Annotated in this window: 19 protein-coding genes and 1 pseudogene; 18 read left to right on the plus strand and 2 right to left on the minus strand. The window is 40.0% G+C overall.

The window, feature by feature from the left end; translation table 11 throughout:
• From AWH02_RS03250 to AWH02_RS03265, 4 genes are all read left to right on the plus strand, one after another.
• Positions 1 to 825: an energy-coupling factor ABC transporter ATP-binding protein gene (locus AWH02_RS03250; RefSeq protein WP_045506007.1), complete on the plus strand. Its 825-nt coding sequence runs from the start codon at positions 1 to 3 to the stop codon at positions 823 to 825.
• Entirely contained in the window at positions 810 to 1,649 is an 840-nt protein-coding gene (locus AWH02_RS03255; RefSeq protein WP_011999571.1) for an energy-coupling factor transporter ATPase, read from the plus strand. The genes AWH02_RS03250 and AWH02_RS03255 overlap by 16 nt, the downstream gene beginning before the upstream one ends.
• On the plus strand, positions 1,642 to 2,436 hold the full coding sequence (locus AWH02_RS03260; RefSeq protein ID WP_011999572.1) for an energy-coupling factor transporter transmembrane component T family protein: 795 nt from the start codon (positions 1,642 to 1,644) through the stop codon (positions 2,434 to 2,436). The genes AWH02_RS03255 and AWH02_RS03260 overlap by 8 nt, the downstream gene beginning before the upstream one ends.
• 186 nt (positions 2,437 to 2,622) lie before the next feature.
• Positions 2,623 to 3,252, plus strand: a complete 630-nt coding sequence (locus AWH02_RS03265; RefSeq protein WP_060553287.1) for a LysM peptidoglycan-binding domain-containing protein — start codon at positions 2,623 to 2,625, stop codon at positions 3,250 to 3,252.
• Positions 3,253 to 3,328: 76 nt separating this feature from the next.
• Here AWH02_RS03265 and sdaAA read toward each other — a convergent pair whose 3' ends face one another.
• Together sdaAA and sdaAB are read right to left on the minus strand one after the other, a co-directional pair.
• Positions 3,329 to 4,201, minus strand: a complete 873-nt coding sequence (gene sdaAA / locus AWH02_RS03270) for an L-serine ammonia-lyase, iron-sulfur-dependent, subunit alpha (protein ID WP_011999574.1) — start codon at positions 4,199 to 4,201, stop codon at positions 3,329 to 3,331.
• Between the two features lie 8 nt (positions 4,202 to 4,209).
• Positions 4,210 to 4,881, minus strand: coding sequence for an L-serine ammonia-lyase, iron-sulfur-dependent subunit beta (gene sdaAB, locus AWH02_RS03275; RefSeq protein WP_060553286.1), 672 nt, complete (start codon positions 4,879 to 4,881; stop codon positions 4,210 to 4,212).
• 325 nt (positions 4,882 to 5,206) lie between these two features.
• On the opposite strand from sdaAB, the gene apf reads away from it, so the two are divergent.
• From apf to purF, 14 genes and pseudogenes are all read left to right on the plus strand, one after another.
• A complete protein-coding gene (gene apf, locus AWH02_RS03280) occupies positions 5,207 to 5,770 on the plus strand; it encodes an aggregation-promoting factor (protein ID WP_048777294.1) in 564 nt (187 codons plus the stop codon).
• A 209-nt stretch (positions 5,771 to 5,979) separates the two neighbouring features.
• On the plus strand, positions 5,980 to 7,101 hold the full coding sequence (gene mnmA / locus AWH02_RS03285) for a tRNA 2-thiouridine(34) synthase MnmA (protein WP_060553285.1): 1,122 nt from the start codon (positions 5,980 to 5,982) through the stop codon (positions 7,099 to 7,101).
• Positions 7,102 to 7,239: 138 nt separating this feature from the next.
• Entirely contained in the window at positions 7,240 to 9,159 is a 1,920-nt protein-coding gene (gene mnmG, locus AWH02_RS03290; RefSeq protein ID WP_060553284.1) for a tRNA uridine-5-carboxymethylaminomethyl(34) synthesis enzyme MnmG, read from the plus strand.
• Positions 9,160 to 9,499: 340 nt separating this feature from the next.
• Positions 9,500 to 11,479, plus strand: coding sequence for a DHH family phosphoesterase (locus AWH02_RS03295; protein ID WP_060553283.1), 1,980 nt, complete (start codon positions 9,500 to 9,502; stop codon positions 11,477 to 11,479).
• The gene (gene rplI, locus AWH02_RS03300; RefSeq protein WP_060553282.1) at positions 11,476 to 11,928 is read left to right on the plus strand and encodes a 50S ribosomal protein L9; all 453 of its coding nucleotides are present in this window, start codon (positions 11,476 to 11,478) and stop codon (positions 11,926 to 11,928) included. The genes AWH02_RS03295 and rplI overlap by 4 nt, the downstream gene beginning before the upstream one ends.
• A gap of 22 nt (positions 11,929 to 11,950) precedes the next feature.
• Positions 11,951 to 13,306 (plus strand): replicative DNA helicase, encoded by a 1,356-nt coding sequence (gene dnaB, locus AWH02_RS03305; protein ID WP_060553281.1) that lies wholly within the window; start codon positions 11,951 to 11,953, stop codon positions 13,304 to 13,306.
• A 1-nt stretch (position 13,307) separates the two neighbouring features.
• Positions 13,308 to 13,598 carry a Veg family protein gene (locus AWH02_RS03310; protein WP_011999582.1) on the plus strand — a complete coding sequence of 97 codons (291 nt, stop codon included), beginning with the start codon at positions 13,308 to 13,310 and terminating at the stop codon, positions 13,596 to 13,598.
• Positions 13,599 to 13,722: 124 nt separating this feature from the next.
• Positions 13,723 to 14,910, plus strand: coding sequence for a pyridoxal phosphate-dependent aminotransferase (locus AWH02_RS03315; RefSeq protein ID WP_060553280.1), 1,188 nt, complete (start codon positions 13,723 to 13,725; stop codon positions 14,908 to 14,910).
• On the plus strand, positions 14,888 to 15,670 hold the full coding sequence (gene recO / locus AWH02_RS03320) for a DNA repair protein RecO (RefSeq protein WP_011999584.1): 783 nt from the start codon (positions 14,888 to 14,890) through the stop codon (positions 15,668 to 15,670). Before AWH02_RS03315 ends, recO begins: the two co-directional genes overlap by 23 nt.
• Positions 15,667 to 16,668: a phosphate acyltransferase PlsX gene (plsX, locus tag AWH02_RS03325; protein WP_048777300.1), complete on the plus strand. Its 1,002-nt coding sequence runs from the start codon at positions 15,667 to 15,669 to the stop codon at positions 16,666 to 16,668. Before recO ends, plsX begins: the two co-directional genes overlap by 4 nt.
• Positions 16,665 to 16,904 (plus strand): acyl carrier protein, encoded by a 240-nt coding sequence (locus AWH02_RS03330; RefSeq protein ID WP_060553279.1) that lies wholly within the window; start codon positions 16,665 to 16,667, stop codon positions 16,902 to 16,904. The genes plsX and AWH02_RS03330 overlap by 4 nt, the downstream gene beginning before the upstream one ends.
• Before the next feature lie 150 nt (positions 16,905 to 17,054).
• Positions 17,055 to 17,762 (plus strand): annotated as a pseudogene (purC, locus tag AWH02_RS03335) (phosphoribosylaminoimidazolesuccinocarboxamide synthase).
• An 18-nt stretch (positions 17,763 to 17,780) separates the two neighbouring features.
• Entirely contained in the window at positions 17,781 to 21,524 is a 3,744-nt protein-coding gene (locus AWH02_RS03340; protein WP_060553277.1) for a phosphoribosylformylglycinamidine synthase, read from the plus strand.
• 83 nt (positions 21,525 to 21,607) lie between these two features.
• Complete coding sequence (purF, locus tag AWH02_RS03345; protein WP_060553276.1) at positions 21,608 to 23,047, plus strand: amidophosphoribosyltransferase; 1,440 nt, start codon at positions 21,608 to 21,610, stop codon at positions 23,045 to 23,047.

Below are 23,047 nucleotides of genomic sequence, written 5' to 3' on the forward strand. Positions count from 1 at the left end.
ATGAAAAATATTATCGAAGTACACAACCTCAAATATAAATACGACAACGATACTGAAGAATACATTTTAAATGATGTAACGTTTCACGTGAAACATGGTGAATGGTTGTCCATTGTTGGTCATAATGGGAGCGGTAAATCGACCACGATTCGTTTGATTGATGGCCTTTTAGAAGCTGAAAGTGGAGAAATTATTATCTTAGGTGATCAGCTGACTCCAGAAAATGTTTGGGAAAAACGTCGTCATATTGGAATGGTTTTTCAAAATCCAGACAATCAATTTGTTGGAGCAACTGTGGAAGACGATGTGGCTTTTGGTTTGGAAAATCAGGGAATGGACCATGAGACTATGGTAAATCGAGTAAATGAAGCGCTTGAGATCGTAGGGATGCAAGACTTTAAAAATCGAGAACCAGCTCGTCTTTCAGGAGGGCAAAAACAGAGGGTGGCTATCGCAGGAATAGTGGCTCTTCGTCCGGATATTATTATTTTGGATGAAGCGACTAGTATGTTGGATCCAGAAGGACGTTTGGACTTGATTCAAACAGTGAAACGCATCAAAGATGAGAATCAAATGACGGTCATTTCGATTACACATGACTTGGATGAAGTTGCACTTAGTGACCGTGTTTTGGTCATGAAAAAAGGAAAAGTAGAATCAAGCAGTACAGCTAGAGAGCTGTTTTCAAGATCAGATTTACAGGAATTAGGACTTGATGAACCCTTTTCAAATCAAGTCAAGGCAACCTTGAATGAAGATTTTGATTTGCCAGCTGATTATCTAACAGAAAAAGAATTGCAGGAATCTTTATGGGAATTACTTTAAAGAATGTTAGTTATACTTATCAAGCAGGCACACCATTTGAAGGGCCTGCCCTTTTTGATGTGAATTTGGAAATTAAAGATGGCTCTTATACTGCTTTAATCGGTCATACTGGTAGTGGAAAATCTACTATTTTGCAACTTTTAAATGGCTTGTTGACACCTTCTGTAGGAAGTGTCACTGTTAATGATATAGAAATTACAGCTACTTCTGTTAATAAAGATATAAAGCAAGTAAGAAAAAAAGTTGGTTTGGTGTTTCAATTTGCAGAAAGCCAAGTTTTTGCAGAAACAGTCTTAGATGATGTGGCTTTTGGTCCACAAAATTTTGGAGTTTCTAAAGAAGAAGCGGAACGTTTGGCGCGTGAAAAACTTCTTTTGGTGGGAATTTCTGAGGACTTGTTCTCACGTAGTCCTTTTGAGCTTTCAGGAGGACAAATGAGACGGGTAGCTATTGCTGGAATCCTAGCAATGGAACCTGAAGTTTTAGTCCTTGATGAGCCGACAGCTGGGTTAGATCCAGCAGGTCGTAAGGAACTAATGGAAATCTTCCAAGGTTTACATGAAGATGGTATGACTATTGTGTTGGTAACTCATTTGATGGATGACGTGGCAAATTTTGCTGATACTACGTATGTGCTGGAGAAGGGACATTTAGTGAAAAGTGGTTCTCCAAAGGATATCTTTCAGGATGTTGAATTTATGGAAAAAATCCAACTGGGAGTTCCTAAGATTACAAAATTTGCTCAAGGTCTGGTAGAAAAAGGTTTAAACTTGCCTAATTTACCGATTACAATCACTGAATTTAAGGAGATACTGCATGGATAAGATGATTTTAGGGCGGTATATTCCGGGTAATTCTCTGATCCACCGTTTGGATCCTAGAAGTAAACTATTATCTATGTTCTTGTTTGTTTTAATTATTTTTTGGGCAAATAATTTAGCAACAAACCTTTTGCTTTTTGTTTTTACATTTTTTTTAGTTTTTCTTTCTAGAGTCCCTATTGGATTTTTTGTAAAAGGTCTCCAATCTATGCTTTTCTTGGTTGCCTTTACGACTATTTTTCAGCTCTTATTTACTACAACGGGAAATACTCTTGTCCAATTTTCCTTTATTCGCATTACAGATATAGGCTTAGCACAAGCAGGCATTATTTTTAGTCGATTCGTTTTGATCATTTTTTTCTCAACATTACTCAGTTTGACTACAATGCCTTTAAGTTTGGCGGATGCGGTAGAAGCTCTCCTAAAACCTCTGACTGTTTTTAAATTCCCAGTGCATGAGGTAGGATTGATGTTATCAATGAGCTTACGATTTGTACCAACCTTAATGGATGACACTGTTCGAATTATGAACGCTCAGCGAGCTCGAGGAGTGGATTTTGGTGAGGGAAACATTGTACAAAAAGTGAAATCCATTATACCGATTTTGATTCCTTTATTTGCTTCTAGCTTTAAAAGAGCGGATGCTTTAGCTATTGCAATGGAAGCGCGTGGTTATCAAGGAGGAGATCAGAGAAGTCGCTATAGACAGTTAAAGTGGCAAAATAAAGATTCCTATGCGATTCTTGTCTTATTAATTTTAGGAGCTATATTATATTTGCTAAAAAATTGATGTCAAGTCTGGGTTTTGTGTTAATTTCACATATTATTTAAAATTAATATGTAGAAATACGATGGATAAGGCAATGTTGGTGTTTAAATAAAATACATTTGTAATTTTTGTAATCCTATTTTAAATAACCTGTAATATTTAAAGTGTATGATGGAACTATCAGTGAAAAGGAGAACCAGAATTATAATGAAATTACAACCAATGAAAGGTGCCTTCGCATTTGTTGCTACAGCAGCTACCCTATTTTTGACAGGAGTTGTAGCTAAGGCAGACACATATACAGTAAAAGCTGGCGACACCTTGTCAAAAATTGCAAAAGAAAAATCTACAACTGTTGAAAGCTTAATTAAATTAAATAAGCTTGAAAATCCAGATTTAATTTTTGAGAGTCAAGTGCTAGAACTTGGTGATACAAAAGCTAATAAAAAAGCTCCAGCTGTTGCTGCAGCACCAGGACCTGCTACACAAACTAATCAAGCAGCACCTGCACCAGTGGCAACTATTACAGTTCCTGCACCATCAGCTAACTATTCTACCTATAATTCTACACCTGTTCTTGCCAACGGTAATACAGCAGGTGAGACAGGTACTTATGCAGCAGCTCGCATGGCTGAGCTGACAGGAGTTTCTGCTTCAACTTGGGAAGCAATTATTGCTCGTGAATCAAATGGTCAAGTAAACGCCTATAATGCTTCAGGTGCTAGTGGATTATTCCAAACTATGCCAGGATGGGGTTCTACAGCAACTGTTGAAGATCAAATCCAATCTGCATACAATGCCTATAATGCTCAAGGTTTATCAGCTTGGAATTATTAATATAAAATTAAAAACGGCTCAAAGCCGTTTTTTTATGTTATAAAAATCAACAAGTTTACACATTTGTCAATCTGTGTTATTCTCCAAATATCTCTTTTGAAAGTCTGCGACCTGTAGGTGTTGTAGCTAAGCCACCTTCAGCCGTTTCTCGGAATGCAGTAGGCAGACTTGACCCGACTTGATACATGGCGTCAATGACTTCATCAACAGGAATTTTAGATTCGATTCCCGCAAGAGCCATATCTGCTGCAATAAAAGCATAACTGGCTCCCATTGCATTTCGCTTGACACATGGCACTTCTACTAGACCAGCAACTGGATCACAAATCAAGCCCAGCATATTTTTAATAACAAAGCAAATAGCTTGGCTAGCCTGAAAAGGTGAACCTCCAGCAGCCAGAACTAAAGCAGCTGCGCTCATGGCAGAAGCAGAGCCAACCTCTGCTTGACAGCCACCTTCAGCGCCTGAAATTGAGGCGTTATTGGCAATGACTAGGCCGAAAGCACCTGCAGCTAATAGAAAGTTTAGCTGTTCTTCTTCTGAGAGTCCTAATTTTTCAATGGCAGATGTAAGAACAGCTGGCAGACAGCCAGCGCTACCAGCAGTTGGTGTCGCACAAACCAAGCCCATCTTAGCATTATGCTCATTGACAGCAATAGCATTTTTTGCTGCTGTCAGTACAGTGTGATCTGACAATGTTTTTCCAGATTGGATATAGTGGTCAAGTTTTGCTGCATCTCCGCCAGTCAATCCGCTGCGAGACTTGCTTTCATCAAGTCCAAGAAGGACAGAGGCTTTCATGACTTCTAGATTGCGACCCATTAATCTCAAGACTTCATCTCTTTCGCGACCAGTCAATTCATACTCAGTAGCAATCATTAGTTCTGCAACATTTCCTTGGTAATCCAAGTCAGCTTGCTCTACTAATTCTTTTATAGAATAAAACATATTTTCTCCTACTTAAAGAAATTTACATTATGCAGATGAGGAATGTTTCGAATTTCTTCGACAGCTTCTTCACAGCTACGGCTATCCACTTCAATAATCATTATTGCTTTCTCGCCAGCTTTTTCACGTGTGACATTCATTTGAGCAATGTTGATATTGTAGCGTGAGAGGGCCTCGGTAACGTGAGCAATCATACCAGGGACATCTTGATGAACAATAATAATAGTAGGTGTGTTCATGCTGAGGGAAACTGAAAAACCATTCAGCTCTGTTACTTGAATATTGCCCCCTCCAATAGATACCCCAGTAACACTAATTGTTTTATGATCGTTTTTTATTGTAATTTTCGTTGTATTAGGATGTGGAACATTACTATCTTTTTGAATAGACCAGACAACTTTGATGCCTCGTTTATGGGCTATTTCTAGACTATTGGGAATCTCTGGATCATCCGTATCCATTCCTAAGATTCCCGCTACAAGAGCTAAATCAGTTCCGTGTCCTCGATATGTTTTAGCAAAAGAATTAAAAAGCTGAAATTCCACTTCAGTAGGTTCATCGTTAAATATAGAATAGACTATTTTTCCAATACGAACGGCTCCTGCTGTATGGCTACTAGATGGTCCAATCATTACAGGGCCAATAATATCAAAAACAGATTGAAATCTTAATGATGACATGATTTCTCCTCGTGTAAAGTTCTATCTTCATTATAACAAAGTTAGGGGGTATCTGCTTCATTTTTAAATAAAAAATTATAAAATAACAAATCCTATAAATTAGGATAATCATTTGAAAGTCAAAATAAAATTTCTTATTTTAAGCCTTTTATAAGCTTTCTTTTTCTAATTTAAACAATTTTGTAACATTTATCATATACTTTAAAAATAGAGGTAACATAGAACCTGTATGATAGGAGTATAGCAAAATGATAGATATGAGACCAAGAAAAAATCATGAACTTTTTGTATCTCGTTTTGCTAGTTACAAGAAAAGGAGAATAAAATGCAAGTACAGACATTTTTAAAAAATAAAAAAAATACAGTAAAGACAGGTGTAGTAAGCTTAGCAGCTTTAGCTTTATTCCTACCAGTAATAGCAAACGCTGATAGTTATACCGTGAAGTCAGGAGATACACTTTCTGCTATTGCGTCAGCTAATAATACAAGTGTTGAAAAGCTAGCTGAACTGAATAAAATTTCTGATGTAAATCTTATCCATGTTGGACAAGTCCTAGAAGTAGGAGGACAGAAGGAAAACAAGACAGAAACTGCACCAACTACAACAACATCTGAGGTTAACAATACGAATACAAACACAGCAAATGCTTCTTCAGGTTTAAGTGCGGAAGATGCAGAAGCTAAAGAATTTATCGCTCAAAAGGAATCAAGTGGTAGTTATACTGCTCAAAATGGTCAATATTATGGTCGATATCAATTAACTATTACATACTTGAATGGAGATCTCTCGCCTGAAAATCAAGAGAAAGTGGCAAATGAATATGTAACAAGTCGATATGGTTCATGGTCAGCTGCTAAAAACTTTTGGTTAGCAAATGGCTGGTATTAAAAGGAAACTCTCAATTTTGAGAGTTTTTCTTTACACTATTGTAAACATTCTTGACAAAAAGTTAACTGGGCTAGTAGAAGGAAGCATTCTCTATTTGTTTGTTCTTATAAAAATTTCGTGCTATAATAGAGCTTGCTCAAGCGACCTTCAATCGTTGAAAGCACAGCACGACCTTCAATCGTGAAATAACGAAAAGATGGGAGAACACAATGAGTGATAACTCTAAGATTCGTGTCGTTGTTGGTATGAGCGGAGGTGTCGATTCATCAGTAACTGCTTTGCTCTTAAAAGAGCAAGGTTATGATGTAATTGGCATCTTCATGAAAAACTGGGACGACACAGATGAATTTGGTGTCTGTACAGCTACAGAAGACTACAAGGATGTGGCAGCTGTTGCAGACCAGATTGGCATTCCTTACTACTCTGTCAACTTTGAAAAAGAGTATTGGGATCGCGTTTTTGAATACTTCTTGGCGGAATACAGAGCTGGTAGGACTCCAAATCCAGATGTCATGTGTAACAAGGAAATCAAGTTTAAAGCCTTCCTTGATTATGCCTTGACACTGGGTGCAGATTACGTTGCAACAGGTCACTATGCTCAGGTGAAGAGAGACCAAGATGGCTTGGTTCACATGCTGCGTGGCAAGGACAACAATAAGGATCAGACTTACTTTTTGAGTCAACTGTCACAGGAACAACTGCAAAAGACTATGTTTCCTTTGGGCCATTTAGAAAAGCCAGAAGTTCGAGCAATTGCTGAAAGAGCTGGTTTAGCTACAGCTAAGAAAAAAGATTCGACTGGCATTTGCTTTATTGGTGAGAAGAATTTTAAAGAATTTCTGAGTCAATATTTACCAGCCCAGCCTGGTCGCATGATGACCTTGGAAGGCCGAGATATGGGCCAGCATGCTGGCTTGATGTATTATACCATTGGCCAGCGGGGTGGTCTTGGAATTGGTGGACAACATGGCGGTGATAATGAGCCTTGGTTTGTGGTTGGAAAAGATCTCAGCCAAAATATTCTTTATGTAGGTCAAGGTTTTTATCATGACAACTTAATGTCAACCAGTCTTGACGCTAGTCAGGTTCATTTCACAAAAGAAATGCCAGAAGAATTTACTATGGAATGTACAGCTAAGTTCCGTTATCGTCAGCCAGATTCTAAGGTGACAGTTACTGTAAAGGGTGACAAGGCAGTTGTCAATTTTGATCAGCCTCAAAGGGCAGTTACACCAGGTCAAGCAGTCGTCTTCTATGATGGGGATGAGTGCCTAGGTGGAGGCTTAATTGACAGAGCTTATAAGAATGGTCAAGTCTTGCAGTACATTTAGATTGACAATTCAGTACAATCTGCTAAAATAAGATAAGCAATACCTATGATGGTCAAAGCTCATGGATGTTGCAGGCTTTTTTGTCCTGCACTTCTGGAGACTTGGCCTTTTTTGGTGAAAAAAACGAAGGAAAAAGAAATGTCACACAATTTTACTGAAAGTTATGATATTATCGTGATTGGAGCAGGGCATGCTGGGGTTGAGGCATCGCTGGCTGCTAGTCGAATGGGTTGCAAGGTTCTTTTAGCAACCATCAATATTGAGATGCTGGCCTTTATGCCCTGCAATCCTTCTATCGGAGGGTCTGCTAAAGGGATTGTTGTCCGTGAAGTAGATGCATTGGGCGGAGAAATGGCCAAGAATATTGACAAGAGCTATATCCAAATGAAGATGCTTAATACCGGCAAAGGCCCTGCAGTTCGTGCTCTTAGGGCCCAGGCGGATAAGGAAGTTTACTCCAAAGAAATGCGGAAGACTGTTGAAAATCAAGAAAATCTGACTCTGCGGCAAACCATGATTAATGAAATCTTGGTAGAAGATGGTAAGGTCATTGGGGTTAAAACGGCAACTCATCAGGAGTATGCAGCTAAAGCCGTCATTGTTACGACTGGAACAGCCTTGCGGGGAGAAATTATTATTGGTGATCTCAAGTATTCATCTGGTCCAAACCATAGCTTAGCAGCCATTCCTTTGGCAGATAATCTGCGTGATCTAGGATTTGAAATTGGTCGTTTTAAAACTGGAACTCCTCCACGTGTTAAGGCGTCATCTATCAATTATGATGTGACCGAGATTCAGCCAGGTGATGAAAAAGCCAATCATTTCTCTTACACATCTCGTGATGAAGACTATGTGAAAGATCAAGTGCCTTGCTGGTTGACTTATACCAATGCAGAAAGTCATGAAATTATCCAAAATAACCTGCATCGTGCTCCTATGTTTTCAGGTATCGTTAAGGGTGTGGGACCTCGCTATTGCCCGTCAATCGAGGATAAGATTGTCCGTTTTGCGGACAAGGAACGCCACCAGCTTTTCTTAGAACCTGAGGGTCGTGATACAGAAGAAGTTTATGTGCAGGGGTTGTCAACTAGTTTGCCAGAAGATGTGCAGAAGGACTTGGTTCACTCTATCAAGGGTCTAGAAAATGCCGAAATGATGCGGACAGGCTATGCCATTGAGTACGATATGATTATGCCTCACCAGTTGCGGGCAACCTTGGAAACCAAGAAAATTTCTGGGCTCTTTACAGCAGGTCAGACCAATGGGACTTCTGGTTATGAAGAAGCTGCTGGTCAAGGGATTATTGCTGGGATTAATGCGGCCTTGAAGATCCAAGGTAAGCCAGAGTTGATTTTGAATCGAAGTGATGGTTACATTGGAGTCATGATTGATGATTTAGTGACCAAGGGAACCGTAGAACCATACCGACTCTTGACCAGCCGAGCTGAGTACCGTTTGATTCTCCGCCATGACAATGCAGATATGCGTTTGACAGAGATGGGACGAGAAATTGGTCTGGTTGATGATGAACGCTGGGCTCGTTTTGAGATTAAAAAAAATCAGTTTGACAATGAAATGAAGCGTTTGGAATCTATCAAACTAAAGCCTGTCAAGGAAACAAATGCTAAGGTAGAAGCGCTTGGCTTTAAGCCTCTAACGGATGCAGTAACTGCCAAAGAATTTATGCGGCGTCCGGAAGTGTCTTACCAAGATGTGGTTCAGTTTATTGGTCCGGCGGCAGAGGAGCTTGATGAAAAGATTATCGAGCTGATTGAGACAGAGATTAAGTACGAAGGCTATATTTCTAAAGCACTTGATCAGGTTGAAAAGATGAAGCGCATGGAAGAGAAGCGCATTCCAGCTAATATTGACTGGGATGATATTGACTCGATTGCAACAGAAGCACGACAGAAGTTTAAGAAAATCAATCCAGAAACAATTGGTCAGGCTAGTCGTATTTCTGGTGTTAATCCAGCAGATATTTCCATTTTGATGGTTTACTTGGAAGGAAAAGCACGTAGCATTTCAAAAAATAAAGAAAAACAAAACCACGTTTGATAAAAAACGTGGTTTTTACACTATATTTACAGTATTGTAAACATAGTGTAAATAACATTCGCCTGATATGGATTGAGTTTAAAAGCTTGTGAAAAAGAACTTTTAATTATTAAACATGACTGAATAACTAGCTTTTTTGAGTGGATTCACCAATATGTTTACTTTGCTGTAAATTTTTTTTACAACTATGACAAAAAACAATCAACTAGAGGATGATGCAATCAATTAAGAAATAATCACTAAATTTACCAAAAATTTAGCTAACACGAATAAGTCTAGAATCAGTAGAAACTCGCTTTTTTATTGAATTTATGGTAAAATGGCGGGTAAGAGGTTTGTGATGAAAAAATTTCATTTTGCCCCAATTCACTTTGTAATGCTGGGCGTTATTTCTTTTGGAATCTTAGCAGTTTTACTGAGAGCGTTTGGTGAAGGAACGCTTGTTTTGCTTGCTACCTTTTTGGTAGTGGCCTTTTTGGTTTCCCTTCTAATTTATCAACAAAAGTTTTTTGAAACAGCAGAATTTGAACAAATTCAGTATGTTAATCACCATGCAGAAAATAGTTTGGCATCTTTACTAGATAAAATGCCTGTTGGAGTCATTAAAATTAAAGAAGAAACTGGTGAAGTTGAGTGGTTCAATCCTTATGCTGAGTTGCTTTGTACAACAGAAGATGGGGATTTTGATACACAAATGCTACAGCAGATGATGGAGACAGGTTTAGAAGGTTCTGGTCGCTACATGACAATCGGTGACAAGAAATATTCGATTTATCTGGATCGTTCCTCTAATGTTTTCTACTTTTTTGATGCTTCTAATGAGTATGATGCAACTGCAGAATTAGCAACTACACGCCCTGTTATTGGTATTATATCTGTTGATAACTATGATGATTTAGAAGATGTTGTATCAGATTCGGATATCAGTCAGATTAATAGTTTTGTTGCCAATTACATTGCTGAATTCTCTGATCGCCATCGTATGTTTTATCGTCGTGTAGGTATGGATCGTTTTTATCTTTTTACAGATTTTACGGTACTTGATCAGTTAATGCAGGATAAATTTTCAGTTATTGATCAATTTAGGATTGAAGCTAAGAATCGTGAAATACCCCTGACTCTCAGTATGGGCTTCGCTTATGGAGATGGAGACCACGATCAAATCGGTAAAACGGCTTTGTTAAATCTAAACCTAGCTGAGGTTCGTGGAGGAGATCAGGCTGTCGTAAAAGAAAATGCTGATGGCAAGAATCCAATCTTCTTTGGAGGTGGCTCTGCTGCTGCAGTGAAGCGTACACGTACACGTACTCGGGCCATGATGACCGCTATTTCGGATAAAATTCGTAGTGTTGATCAAATTTTTGTTGTGGGTCATAAGAATTTGGATATGGATGCTTTGGGTTCGGCAGTTGGAATGCAACTTTTTGCAAGCAATTTAATTGATAAGACATATGTTGTCTATGATCAGTATCAAATGGCTGCAGATATTGAGAGAGCTGTCAATAAACTCCAAGAAGAAGGTCAGACCAATATGGTAACTGTTGCGGAAGCCATGACGATGGTCACAGGAAACTCTTTACTCATTATGGTTGACCATTCTAAGCTTAGTTTGACCCTATCTAAGGATTTTTATAAACAGTTTTATCAGACTATTGTAATTGATCATCATCGACGGGATGATGATTTCCCAGAAAATGCTGTCATTACTTATATTGAAAGTGGAGCCAGTAGTGCTAGTGAGCTTGTGACGGAGTTGCTTCAGTTCCAAAATTCTAAGAAAAATAGATTAAGTAAGATGCAGGCCAGTATTTTGATGGCTGGAATGATGTTGGACACTAAGAATTTCACCTCTCGCGTTACTAGTCGGACATTTGATGTGGCTAGTTATTTACGGACACGGGGCAGTGATAGTGTGACAATTCAAGATATTTCTGCAACAGATTTTGATGAATATCGGGCAGTTAACGAGCTGATCCTACGAGGTAATAAGATATTACCAAACGTCATCGTAGCTAGTGGGCCAGAAGATAAGAGTTATCAGACGGTCGCAATCAGTAAGGCGGCGGACACTATGCTTGCTATGTCGGGGATCGAAGCAACCTTTGTGGTAAGTAAAAATACGCAAGGTTATGTTTCGATTTCAGCTAGAAGTCGTAGTAAGATTAATGTCCAACGTATTATGGAAAATATGGGTGGTGGCGGCCACTTTAATCTAGCAGCTGCTCAGATTAAAGACCTTACGGTTGCAGAGGTTACCCGAAAATTAAACCAAGAAATCATTGATGAAGTGATCAAAAAAGAAGAGGAGATAGTAGAATGAAAGTTATTTTTTTAACAGATGTGAAAGGTAAGGGCAAAAAAGGGGAAGTAAAGGAAGTTCCTACAGGATATGCTCAAAACTTTTTGATTAAGAAAAATTTAGCAAAAGAAGCAACTGCTCAAGCTATTGGTGAGTTACGGGGTAAACAGAAATCTGAAGAAAAAGCCCATGCTGAATTAGTTGCTGAAGCTCAAGCGATTCAGGCCAAATTAGCAGAAGAAGCAACTTTGGTTGAATTTACTGAAAAAGTTGGTCCGGATGGTCGGACGTTTGGCTCTATTACCAGCAAAAAAATTGCAGAAGAGTTAGAAAAACAATTTGGTATTAAGTTGGACAAACGCAATATCAAAGTGGATTCACCGATTCGTTCAGTAGGTCTGATTGATGTTCCAGTGAAGATTTACCAAGATATCACAGGTGTCATCAATCTGCGTGTCAAGGAAGGATAAGTAAGGGAGAGAGGAGTTCTTTATGGCAGAGATTGATGAATTACGAGCACAGCCTCAAGATATTTTAGCTGAGCAGTCTGTTCTGGGAGCTATTTTTCTTGATGAGAGCAAGCTCGTTTTCGTTCGTGAATATATCGAGCCAGCTGACTTCTTTAAGTATGCCAATCGTTTGATTTTCAAAGCCATGATTGATTTGGCTGATCGTGGTGATGCAATTGATGCCACTACCGTTCGAAATATTCTGGATAGCCAGGATGATTTACAAAACATTGGTGGACTCAGCTATTTGGTTGAAGTGGTTAACTCAGTGCCAACCTCTGCCAATGCGGAATATTATGCTAAAATCGTAGCTGAAAAAGCTATTTTGCGTCGCTTAATTGCTCGGTTGACAGACTCTATCAATCAAGCTTACGATGGAGCAAGCCCGGCAGATGAAATTATTGCTGGTGCGGAGAAGGCGCTCATTGATGTCAGTGAGAATGCTAACCGTAGTGGTTTTAAAAACATCAAAGATATCTTGAATATCAACTTTGAAAACTTGGAGGTTCGTTCTCAACAAACTTCTCATATCACAGGGATTGCGACTGGCTATCCTGAGTTGGATAAGATGACCACAGGTCTACATGAGGAAGAATTGATCATTTTGGCAGCACGTCCTGCGGTCGGAAAAACTGCTTTTGCCCTTAACATTGCTCAGAATATTGGGACGAAACTAGATAAGACTGTCGCTATTTTCTCTCTGGAAATGGGGGCAGAGAGCTTGGTAGACCGGATGTTGGCTTCTGAAGGAGTTATTAATTCGCATTCTATCCGTACAGGACAACTAAGCGATGAAGAATGGCAGAAAGTAACCATCGCTCAAGCAAATCTGGCGCAAGCCAGCATTTATATTGATGATACACCAGGGATTCGGATTACAGAAATTCGCTCGCGGGCGAGAAAGTTGGCTCAAGAAACAGGCAATTTAGGCCTAATTTTGATTGACTACCTGCAGTTGATCACAGGAACCGGACGCGAAAATCGTCAGCAAGAGGTATCAGAAATTTCTCGTCAGCTGAAGATTTTAGCAAAAGAGTTAAAAGTACCAGTAATTGCCTTAAGTCAGCTCTCTCGTGGAGTAGAGCAACGACAAGATAAACGGCCAGTGCTGTCTGATATCCGGGAATCTGGATCTATCGAGCAGGATGCGGATATCGTAGCCTTTCTCTATCGGGATGATTATTATGATCGTGCTGGCGATGAAGAAGAAGGTATTCCAAATAACAAGGTGGAAGTTATTATCGAGAAAAACCGTAGCGGTGCGCGTGGTACGGTAGAATTGATTTTCCAAAAAGAATACAACAAGTTCTCAAGTATTTCTAAAAGGGAGGAAGTATAAAATGAGTGATGCATTTACAGATGTAGCAAAAATGAAAAAAATTAAAGAAGACATCAAGGCACATGAGGGGCAGATTGTCGAGATGACTCTGGAAAATGGGCGGAAGCGTCAAAAGGATAAAAAAGGACGTTTGATTGAGGTTTATCCTTCTTTATTTATAGTAGAATATACAAATGACAATGTTCCAGCTGGAGACTCTGCAAGTACTTATGTAGAATCTTATACTTACTCAGATATTTTGACAGAAAAGAACTTGATTCGCTATTTTGATGATGAAAGCGAAGAACAATAAAGAAAGGATACAAGATTGGGCTTGAGCTGCAATCTTTTTCCTTTTGTATGATTACAGTCAGTTTTTGCGACGGTCTTTTATTTGTAGTATAATATTTGAAAAGATAAAGATATGGAGGCAATGTATGGATTTAACGAAACGTTTTAATAAGAATTTAGATAAAATTGAAGTATCGATGATTCGTCAGTTTGATCAGTCCATATCAAGTATTCCCGGGGTTTTACGCCTAACTTTAGGTGAGCCAGATTTTACAACTCCGAACCATGTAAAAGAAGCGGCTAAGGCTGCAATTGATGCCGATCAGAGTCATTATACTGGTATGAGTGGCTTGCTTGAGCTAAGACAGGCAGCCAGCGAGTTTGTTAAAGAAAAATATAATTTAGACTATAAACCAGAAAGCGAAGTGTTGGTGACTATTGGTGCAACAGAAGCTTTGTCTGCAACCTTGACAGCTATCTTAGAAGAAGATGATGTTGTTTTACTTCCTGCACCTGCTTATCCAGGATATGAGCCGATTGTTAATCTTGTAGGAGCTAAAATTGTCGAGATTGATACAACAGAAAATGATTTTGTCTTGACCCCTGAAATGCTAGAAAAGGCTATTTTGGAGCAAGGTGAAAAAGTCAAGGCTGTCATCCTGAACTATCCAGCCAATCCAACTGGTGTGACCTATTCTAGGGAGCAAATCCAGGACTTGGCAGCAGTGTTGAGTAAATATCCAGTCTTTGTTGTCTGTGATGAAGTTTATTCGGAGTTGACTTACAGAGAAGAGGCTCATGTTTCCATCGGTCAGTATCTACCTAAGCAAGCCATTGTTATCAATGGTCTTTCCAAATCTCATGCTATGACTGGTTGGCGATTAGGCTTTATCTTTGCGCCTGCTGAGTTTACCGCTCAGATCATCAAGAGCCACCAATATTTGGTAACAGCTGCAAATACTATGGCACAATTTGCAGGGGTAGAAGCCTTATCAGCTGGAAAAGACGACGCTCTTCCTATGAAGAAGGAATACATCATAAGGCGAGATTATATCTTAGAAAAGATGAGGGACTTGGGCTTTAAAATTATAAAACCGGACGGTGCTTTTTATATCTTTGCTAAGATTCCGGATGGGTTTACGCAGGATTCGTTTGCTTTTCTGAAAGATTTTGCTGAGAAAAAAGCAGTTGCTTTTATTCCAGGTGCAGCTTTTGGCCAGTATGGGGAAGGCTATATTCGGCTTTCTTATGCAGCTAGTATGGAGGTCATTCGAGAGGCTATGAAGCGACTCAAGGAGTACATGGAAGAATATGATGCAGTCCATCACGAGTAAAGCGCTAGTACTCTATAATCGAAACTTTCGTGAAGATGACAAATTAGTAAAAATATTTACAGAACAGGCTGGCAAGCGTATGTTTTTCGTGAAACATGCCACCAACTCTAAGCTGAGTCCTGTTATTCAGCCCCTTACCTTGGCAAATTTGCTTATGAAGGTGAATGATGATGGTCTGAGTTATATTCAGGATTACCAAGATGTCCAGCCTTTCACTCGGATTAATAGTGATTTGTTCATCATGGCCTATGCGACCTATGTCGCTGCCTTGGCAGACGCTAGTATTCCGGACAGTCAACCAGACGCTGCTCTTTTTGCTTTTCTGACAAAAACCTTGGAGCTAATGGAAGAAGGTTTAGACCATGAGATTTTGACAAATATTTTTGAAGTTCAGATTTTGTCCCGTTTTGGTGTTTCTCTGAATTTCCACGAATGTGTCTTTTGTCATCGAACTGGACTACCTTTTGATTTTTCCTTTAAATTCAGTGGTGTCCTCTGTCCGGATCACTATCGTGAGGACGATCGTCGCTGCCATCTCCACCCCAATATACCATTTTTACTTGATCAATTTCAGGCAGTGGAATATAGCACTCTGGAAACTATTTCACTAAAAGCAGAAATTAAGCAACAACTACGCGAATTTATAGATCAAATTTACGACGATTATGTTGGGATTCATTTGAAATCAAAGAAATTCATTGATTCTCTAGGAGACTGGGGAAGTATTTTAAAAGATAAAGAAAATAAGGAGTCAATATGAAAAAAATTGCCATTGATGCTATGGGAGGCGATTTTGCCCCTCAGGCCTTGGTAGAAGGAGCTAATCAAGCTCTTCAAGAGTTTTCAGATATCGAGCTGATTTTATATGGAGATGAGGCCAAGATCAAGCAGTATCTGACTGCAAGTGAGCGAGTTAGCATTGTCCACACAGATGAAAAGATTAATTCTGATGATGAGCCAACCAAGGCCATTCGTCAAAAGAAGAACTCTAGTATGGTCTTAGCTGCTAAGGCTGTTAAAGCAGGAGAAGCAGATGCTGTTCTTTCTGCTGGGAATACAGGTGCACTTTTAGCGGCAGGCTTCTTTATCGTAGGTCGCATTAAAAACATTGATCGACCAGGTCTGTTGTCAACTCTACCAACCGTTGATGGTCAGGGATTTGATATGCTGGATTTAGGAGCAAATGCAGAAAATACCGCTCATCATTTGTATCAGTACGCCAAGTTAGGGTCTTTTTATGCTGAGAGTGTGAGAGGAATTAAGAGACCACGTGTAGGTCTTTTGAACAACGGGACAGAAAGTAGCAAGGGTGATCCTTTACGCAAGGAGACCTATGAACTACTTGCTGCAGATTCTTCTCTTAATTTTATTGGGAATGTGGAAGCGCGTGAGTTGATGAATGGTGTAGCTGATGTTGTAGTGACAGATGGATTCACCGGAAACGCAGTCTTAAAGTCTATTGAGGGAACAGCACTCAGTATTATGGGGCAGCTTAAGAAGAGTATTTTAGGCGGTGGACTTAAGGCTAAGTTGGGTGCCTTGCTTTTAAAAGATAGCCTGAAGGAACTAAAGTCTAGACTAGATTATTCTGATGCTGGGGGAGCCGTATTATTTGGTCTAAAAGCACCAGTGGTTAAGACTCACGGCTCAAGTGATGCAAAAACAGTTTGCAGTACGATTCGTCAAATTCGAACAATGCTACATACGGATGTGGTTGGTAAATCAGTTACAGAATTCTCAAAGGAGGAAACACAATGACGCAGGAAACAATCTACCAAAAGATCGTATCTATTATTCAAGAACGCCAAGGTAAAAGTTTTGAGGTAACTCCAGAATTAAGTCTTAGGGACAATATAGGAGCAGACTCTGTTGATATGATGGAGTTTATTCTGACCTTAGAAGACGAATTTAGAATTGATATTTTAGATGAAGATATTGATCGTCTATGCAGTGTTGCAGAAATAGTAGCATATATTGAGAAAAAAACAAAGTAGGCCTTGACCTACTTTTTTCTATATTTTGATAAGGAAGGTAGTTTAAATAAAAAAACAATGGAAGTTAGGTACAAAATACGGATACAGCTTGTAAATATTAAGTTCATATGGTAAAATGAAGGCATAAAATTACGAAAGGCGAACATTAAAATGTCAAATAAATTGATATATTCGGGAAAAGCCAAAGATATTCTTGCTACAGATGATGAGGATGTGATTGTAGCACATTATAAGGATCAAGCCACTGCTTTTAATGGTGTAAAGAAAGAACAAATTGTTGGCAAGGGAGTGCTCAATAATCAGATTTCATCATTTATTTTTGAAAAATTGAATGCTGCAGGTGTAGCCACGCACTTTATTGAAAAGATTTCAGATACAGATCAACTCAACAAAAAAGTAAAGATTATTCCATTAGAAGTAGTGCTTCGGAACTATACAGCGGGGTCTTTCTCTAAGCGTTTTGGAGTAGAAGAAGGGATTGCACTTGAAACTCCGATTGTAGAATTTTACTACAAGAATGATGATTTGGATGATCCTTTCATCAATGACGAGCATGTAAAATTCTTGAAGATTGCTAGCGACGAAGAAATTGCCTTTTTGAAAGAGTAGACTCGTCGGATCAATAAACTTTTGTCAGATTGGTTCCACCAAATCGGACTGAAATTGATTGATTTCAAGTTAGAGTTCGGCTTTGACAAAGATGGCAAGATTATTCTAGCAGATGAATTTTCGCCTGATAACTGCCGTCTCTGGGACGCAGAAGGACACCACATGGATAAAGATGTTTTCCGACGTGGTCTTGGTGAATTAACGGATGTTTACCAAGTTGTTTGGGAGAAGTTGCAGGCGATTAAGTAAGGACGGGTGTAAAAAGTCATGGACAAGCGTATTTTTGTAGAGAAGAAAAGTAATTTTGGTATCAAGTCACATAGTTTAATGAAAGAGCTGACATATAATCTCCAGCTGAAAACATTGTCAGATCTTCGGATAATCCAGGTTTACGATGTTTTTCATCTGGCAGAAGACTTGTATACTCGGGCCGAAAAACATATTTTCTCTGAGCAAGTAACAGATAGATTGCTGACAGAAGAGGAAGTAGAGGTTGCACTTGCAGAAACAGCGTTTTTTGCTATCGAAGCTCTGCCAGGTCAGTTTGACCAACGCTCAGCTAGCGCTCAGGAGGCTTTATTGCTCTTGGGCAGTGATAGCAATGTAATTGTAAATACAGCTCAACTTTATTTAGTCAACAAAAATATTGATGCCAATGAACTGGAGGCGATTAAGCGTTATCTTCTAAATCCTGTGGATTCTCGCTTTAAAGATATTCTCTCAGGTCTCCGTCCTCAGGAATTTTCAAGCTCTGACAAGGAAATTCCAAATTTAGACTTTTTTGAAAACTATTCGGCAGAAGATTTTTTGCTCTACAAGTCTAAACAAGGTTTGGCTATGGAAGTCGATGACCTCCTATTTATTCAGGATTATTTCAAATCCATTGGGCGCGTGCCAACAGAGACAGAGCTAAAGGTCCTAGATACTTATTGGTCTGATCATTGTCGCCATACAACCTTTGAGACTGAGTTAAAAACGATTGATTTTTCAGCTTCTAAGTTTGAAAAACAATTGCAGGCTACTTATGATAAATACTTGGCTATGCGCGATGAGTTGGGACGTGGGGAAAAACCGCAGACTCTCATGGATATGGCGACTATTTTTAGTCGTTACGAAAGAGCCAATGGGCGTCTAGATGATATGGAAGTGTCTGACGAAATTAATGCTTGCTCAGTTGAGATTGAAGTGGATGTGGATGGAGTTAAAGAGCCTTGGTTGCTGATGTTTAAAAATGAAACCCACAACCATCCAACAGAAATTGAGCCTTTTGGTGGCGCTGCGACTTGTATTGGTGGAGCTATTCGTGATCCACTCTCTGGTCGTTCTTATGTTTATCAAGCAATGCGGATTTCTGGTGCGGGCGATATTACCCAGTCAATTGCTGAAACGCGAGCTGGAAAGCTTCCTCAGCAGATCATTTCTAAAACAGCAGCGCATGGCTATTCTTCTTACGGTAATCAAATTGGTTTGGCAACAACTTATGTTCGTGAGTACTTCCACCCAGGTTTTGTAGCTAAGAGGATGGAGCTTGGAGCAGTTGTCGGAGCGGCTCCTAAAGAAAATGTTGTTCGTGAAAAACCAGTAGCGGGTGATGTGGTCATCTTATTAGGTGGAAAGACAGGGCGCGACGGAGTTGGTGGGGCAACAGGCTCTTCAAAGGTGCAAACTGTCGAATCTGTAGAGACAGCAGGAGCAGAAGTTCAAAAAGGGAATGCCATTGAAGAACGCAAGATTCAACGCCTTTTCCGTAATGGAAATGTAACTCGACTTATTAAGAAATCAAATGACTTTGGAGCAGGTGGTGTCTGTGTAGCTATCGGTGAATTAGCAGATGGTCTTGAAATCAATCTTGATAAGGTACCTCTTAAATACCAAGGGCTCAATGGAACAGAAATCGCTATTTCTGAGTCTCAGGAACGAATGGCTGTTGTTGTTCGTCCTGAGGATGTAGATGCCTTTATTTCGGAATGTAACAAAGAAAATATTGACGCTGTTGTCGTTGCGACAGTGACTGAAAAACCAAATCTGGTTATGCACTGGAATGGTGAAACAATTGTCGACTTGGAGCGTTCTTTCCTTGATACAAATGGCGTTCGTGTTGTAGTTGATGCCAAGGTGGTTGACAAGGATGTCAAGCTACCTGAAGAAAGGACAACATCAGCTGAAAGTCTTGAAACAGACCTGGTAGCTCTTCTATCTGATCTGAATCATGCTAGCCAAAAAGGTTTACAAACGATTTTTGACAGTTCTGTAGGACGTTCAACCGTAAATCATCCACTGGGAGGCCGTTATCAAATAACTCCAACAGAAGCTTCTGTTCAAAAATTACCTGTTCAGTCTGGTTTTACGAATACTGCATCTGTGATAGCTCAGGGCTTCCATCCGTATTTGGCTGAGTGGTCACCTTACCATGGGGCAGCATATGCAGTGATCGAAGCAACTGCTCGATTGGTTGCCACTGGTGGAGAATGGTCTAAGGCTCGTTTCTCATACCAAGAGTACTTTGAGCGGATGGATAAGAAAGCTGAACGTTTTGGTCAGCCTGTATCTGCCCTTCTAGGTTCTATTGAAGCGCAGATTCAGCTTGGTCTGCCATCTATCGGTGGTAAGGACTCTATGTCTGGTACCTTCGAAGACTTGACAGTGCCTCCAACTTTAGTTGCATTTGGTGTAACAACAGCAGATAGTCGAAAAGTTCTGTCTCCAGAATTTAAGGCAGTAGGAGAGTGGATCTACTATATCCCAGGGTCAGCCTTATCTAAAGAAATTGATTTTGAGACTGTAAAATCAAACTTTACACAGTTTGCGAGCCTTCAACATGAATATACAATTAGTGCAGCATCAGCAGTTAAATATGGTGGAGTACTTGAAAGCTTAGCACTTATGAGTCTGGGGAATCGTATAGGAGCAAAAGTAAACTTAACAGACCTGTCAACTTGTTTAACTGGTCAGCTAGGTGGCTTTATCTTTACATCTACAGAGGAGATTCCAAATGTAGCTAAGATTGGACAAACAACCCAATTGTTTACATTGACCGTAAACGATATTGATATAAATGGTTTAAATCTGCTCAATGCTTTTGAAGGAAAATTAGAAGCAGTTTATCCAACTGAATTTGAACAATCTAAAGTTTTAGAGAACGTCCCAGCACTTGTCTCTGACACAGTTATCAAAGCTAAAGAGAAAGTGGTTGAGCCACTAGTTTATATTCCAGTATTTCCTGGAACCAACTCAGAATACGACTCAGCTAAAGCCTTTGAAGCAGCTGGAGCCAAGGCCAATCTAGTTCCCTTTGTTACTTTGGACGAAGCGGCTATTGTCAAGTCCGTTGACATAATGGTTGACAATATTGACAAGGCAAATATCATCTTCTTTGCAGGTGGTTTCTCTGCTGCAGACGAGCCAGATGGGTCAGCTAAATTTATCGTCAACATTCTTCTCAACGAGAAGGTCAAGAAAGCCATTGATGCTTTCATAGCTCGGGGAGGCCTCATCATTGGTATCTGTAATGGATTCCAGGCTCTAGTCAAATCTGGTCTTCTTCCATATGGAAACTTTGAAGAAGTAGGGGATAGTAGTCCAACTCTCTTTTACAATGATGCTAATCAGCACGTGGCTAAGATGGTTGAAACCCGTATTGCCAATACTAACTCGCCTTGGCTGGCTGGTGTGCAAGTAGGAGATATTCATGCCATTCCGGTTTCACATGGTGAAGGGAAATTTGTCGTGACGGCTGAGGAATTTGCTGAGTTGCGTGACAATGGTCAGATTTGGAGTCAGTACGTAGACTTTGACGGTCAGCCAAGCATGGATAGTAAATATAATCCAAATGGCTCACTCTACGCTATTGAAGGAATTACAAGCAAGAACGGTCAAATCATTGGTAAAATGGGTCACTCAGAACGTTATGAAGACGGCCTTTTCCAAAATATTCCAGGTCAGAAAGACCAGAAATTGTTTGAAAGTGCCGTTCGTTATTTCCAAGCGGGTCAAGATAACACTGGCTTGTAAGAGAAAGTAATCAAAAAGGAGTCTACTTGGTCTGTCAGATCAGGTTTTCTCCCTTTTCAGGATAAAAGAATTTAGGTAAAAAAATGACATACGAAGTAAAGTCACTTAATGAAGAATGTGGTGTTTTCGGTATTTGGGGACATCCAGATGCGGCTAAATTGACCTATTTTGGGCTCCATAGTCTTCAGCACCGCGGTCAGGAAGGGGCAGGAATCCTTTCCAATGACCAGGGGCAACTAAAGCGTCATCGTGATATGGGGCTTTTATCAGAAGTGTTCAGAAATCCAGCTAATTTGGATAAACTGACTGGAACGAGTGCGATTGGGCATGTTCGTTATGCGACTGCAGGAGAAGCTTCTGCGGATAATATCCAGCCTTTCATTTTTCGTTTTCATGATATGCAGTTTGGATTGGCTCATAACGGGAATCTAACTAATGCTGAATCTCTTAAGAAAGAATTGGAACAAAGAGGCGCTATTTTCAGCTCAACCTCTGATTCTGAAATCTTGGCTCACCTGATTCGCCGTAGTCACAATCCTAGTCTCATGGGTAAAATCAAGGAGGCGCTCAGCCTTGTCAAAGGTGGATTTGCTTATATCCTGCTGTTTGAGGACAAGTTGATTGTGGCGCTTGATCCTAATGGCTTCCGTCCGCTTTCTATCGGGAAGATGTCCAACGGAGCGGTGGTCGTTTCTTCTGAAACTTGTGCCTTTGAAGTCATCGGTGCTGAGTGGATTCGCGATGTGAAGCCAGGAGAGATTGTTATCATTGATGACAGTGGCATCCAGTATGATAGTTATACGAATGATACCCAGTTAGCAATCTGTTCTATGGAGTATATCTACTTTGCTCGTCCTGACTCCAATATCCATGGTGTTAACGTCCATACAGCCCGCAAGAGAATGGGGGCCCAATTAGCGCGTGAATTCAAACACGAGGCGGATATCGTAGTTGGTGTTCCGAATTCTTCACTAAGCGCAGCCATGGGCTTTGCGGAAGAATCAGGTCTTCCAAACGAAATGGGTCTGATCAAAAACCAATACACCCAACGCACCTTTATCCAACCGACTCAAGAATTGCGGGAGCAAGGGGTGCGGATGAAATTGTCAGCTGTTTCAGGCGTTGTCAAAGGCAAACGTGTGGTTATGATTGATGATTCCATTGTTCGGGGGACAACTTCTCGTCGCATCGTTCAGCTTTTGAAAGAAGCGGGGGCGTCCGAGGTTCACGTTGCTATTGGAAGTCCTGCGCTAGCTTATCCATGTTTCTATGGGATTGATATCCAGACTCGTCAGGAACTAATCGCTGCCAATCATACAGTTGAAGAAACCTGCCAAATTATTGGTGCGGATAGCCTGACCTATCTTTCGATTGATGGTTTGATTAACTCTATCGGGATTGAAACAGATGCACCGAATGGTGGTCTCTGTGTCGCTTACTTTGACGGTGACTACCCAACTCCTCTCTACGACTATGAAGAAGAATATCGTAGAAGCTTAGGGGAAAAAACTTCTTTCTATTAG

It is taken from the genome of Streptococcus gordonii, assembly GCF_001553855.1.
GTDB lineage: Bacteria > Bacillota > Bacilli > Lactobacillales > Streptococcaceae > Streptococcus > Streptococcus gordonii.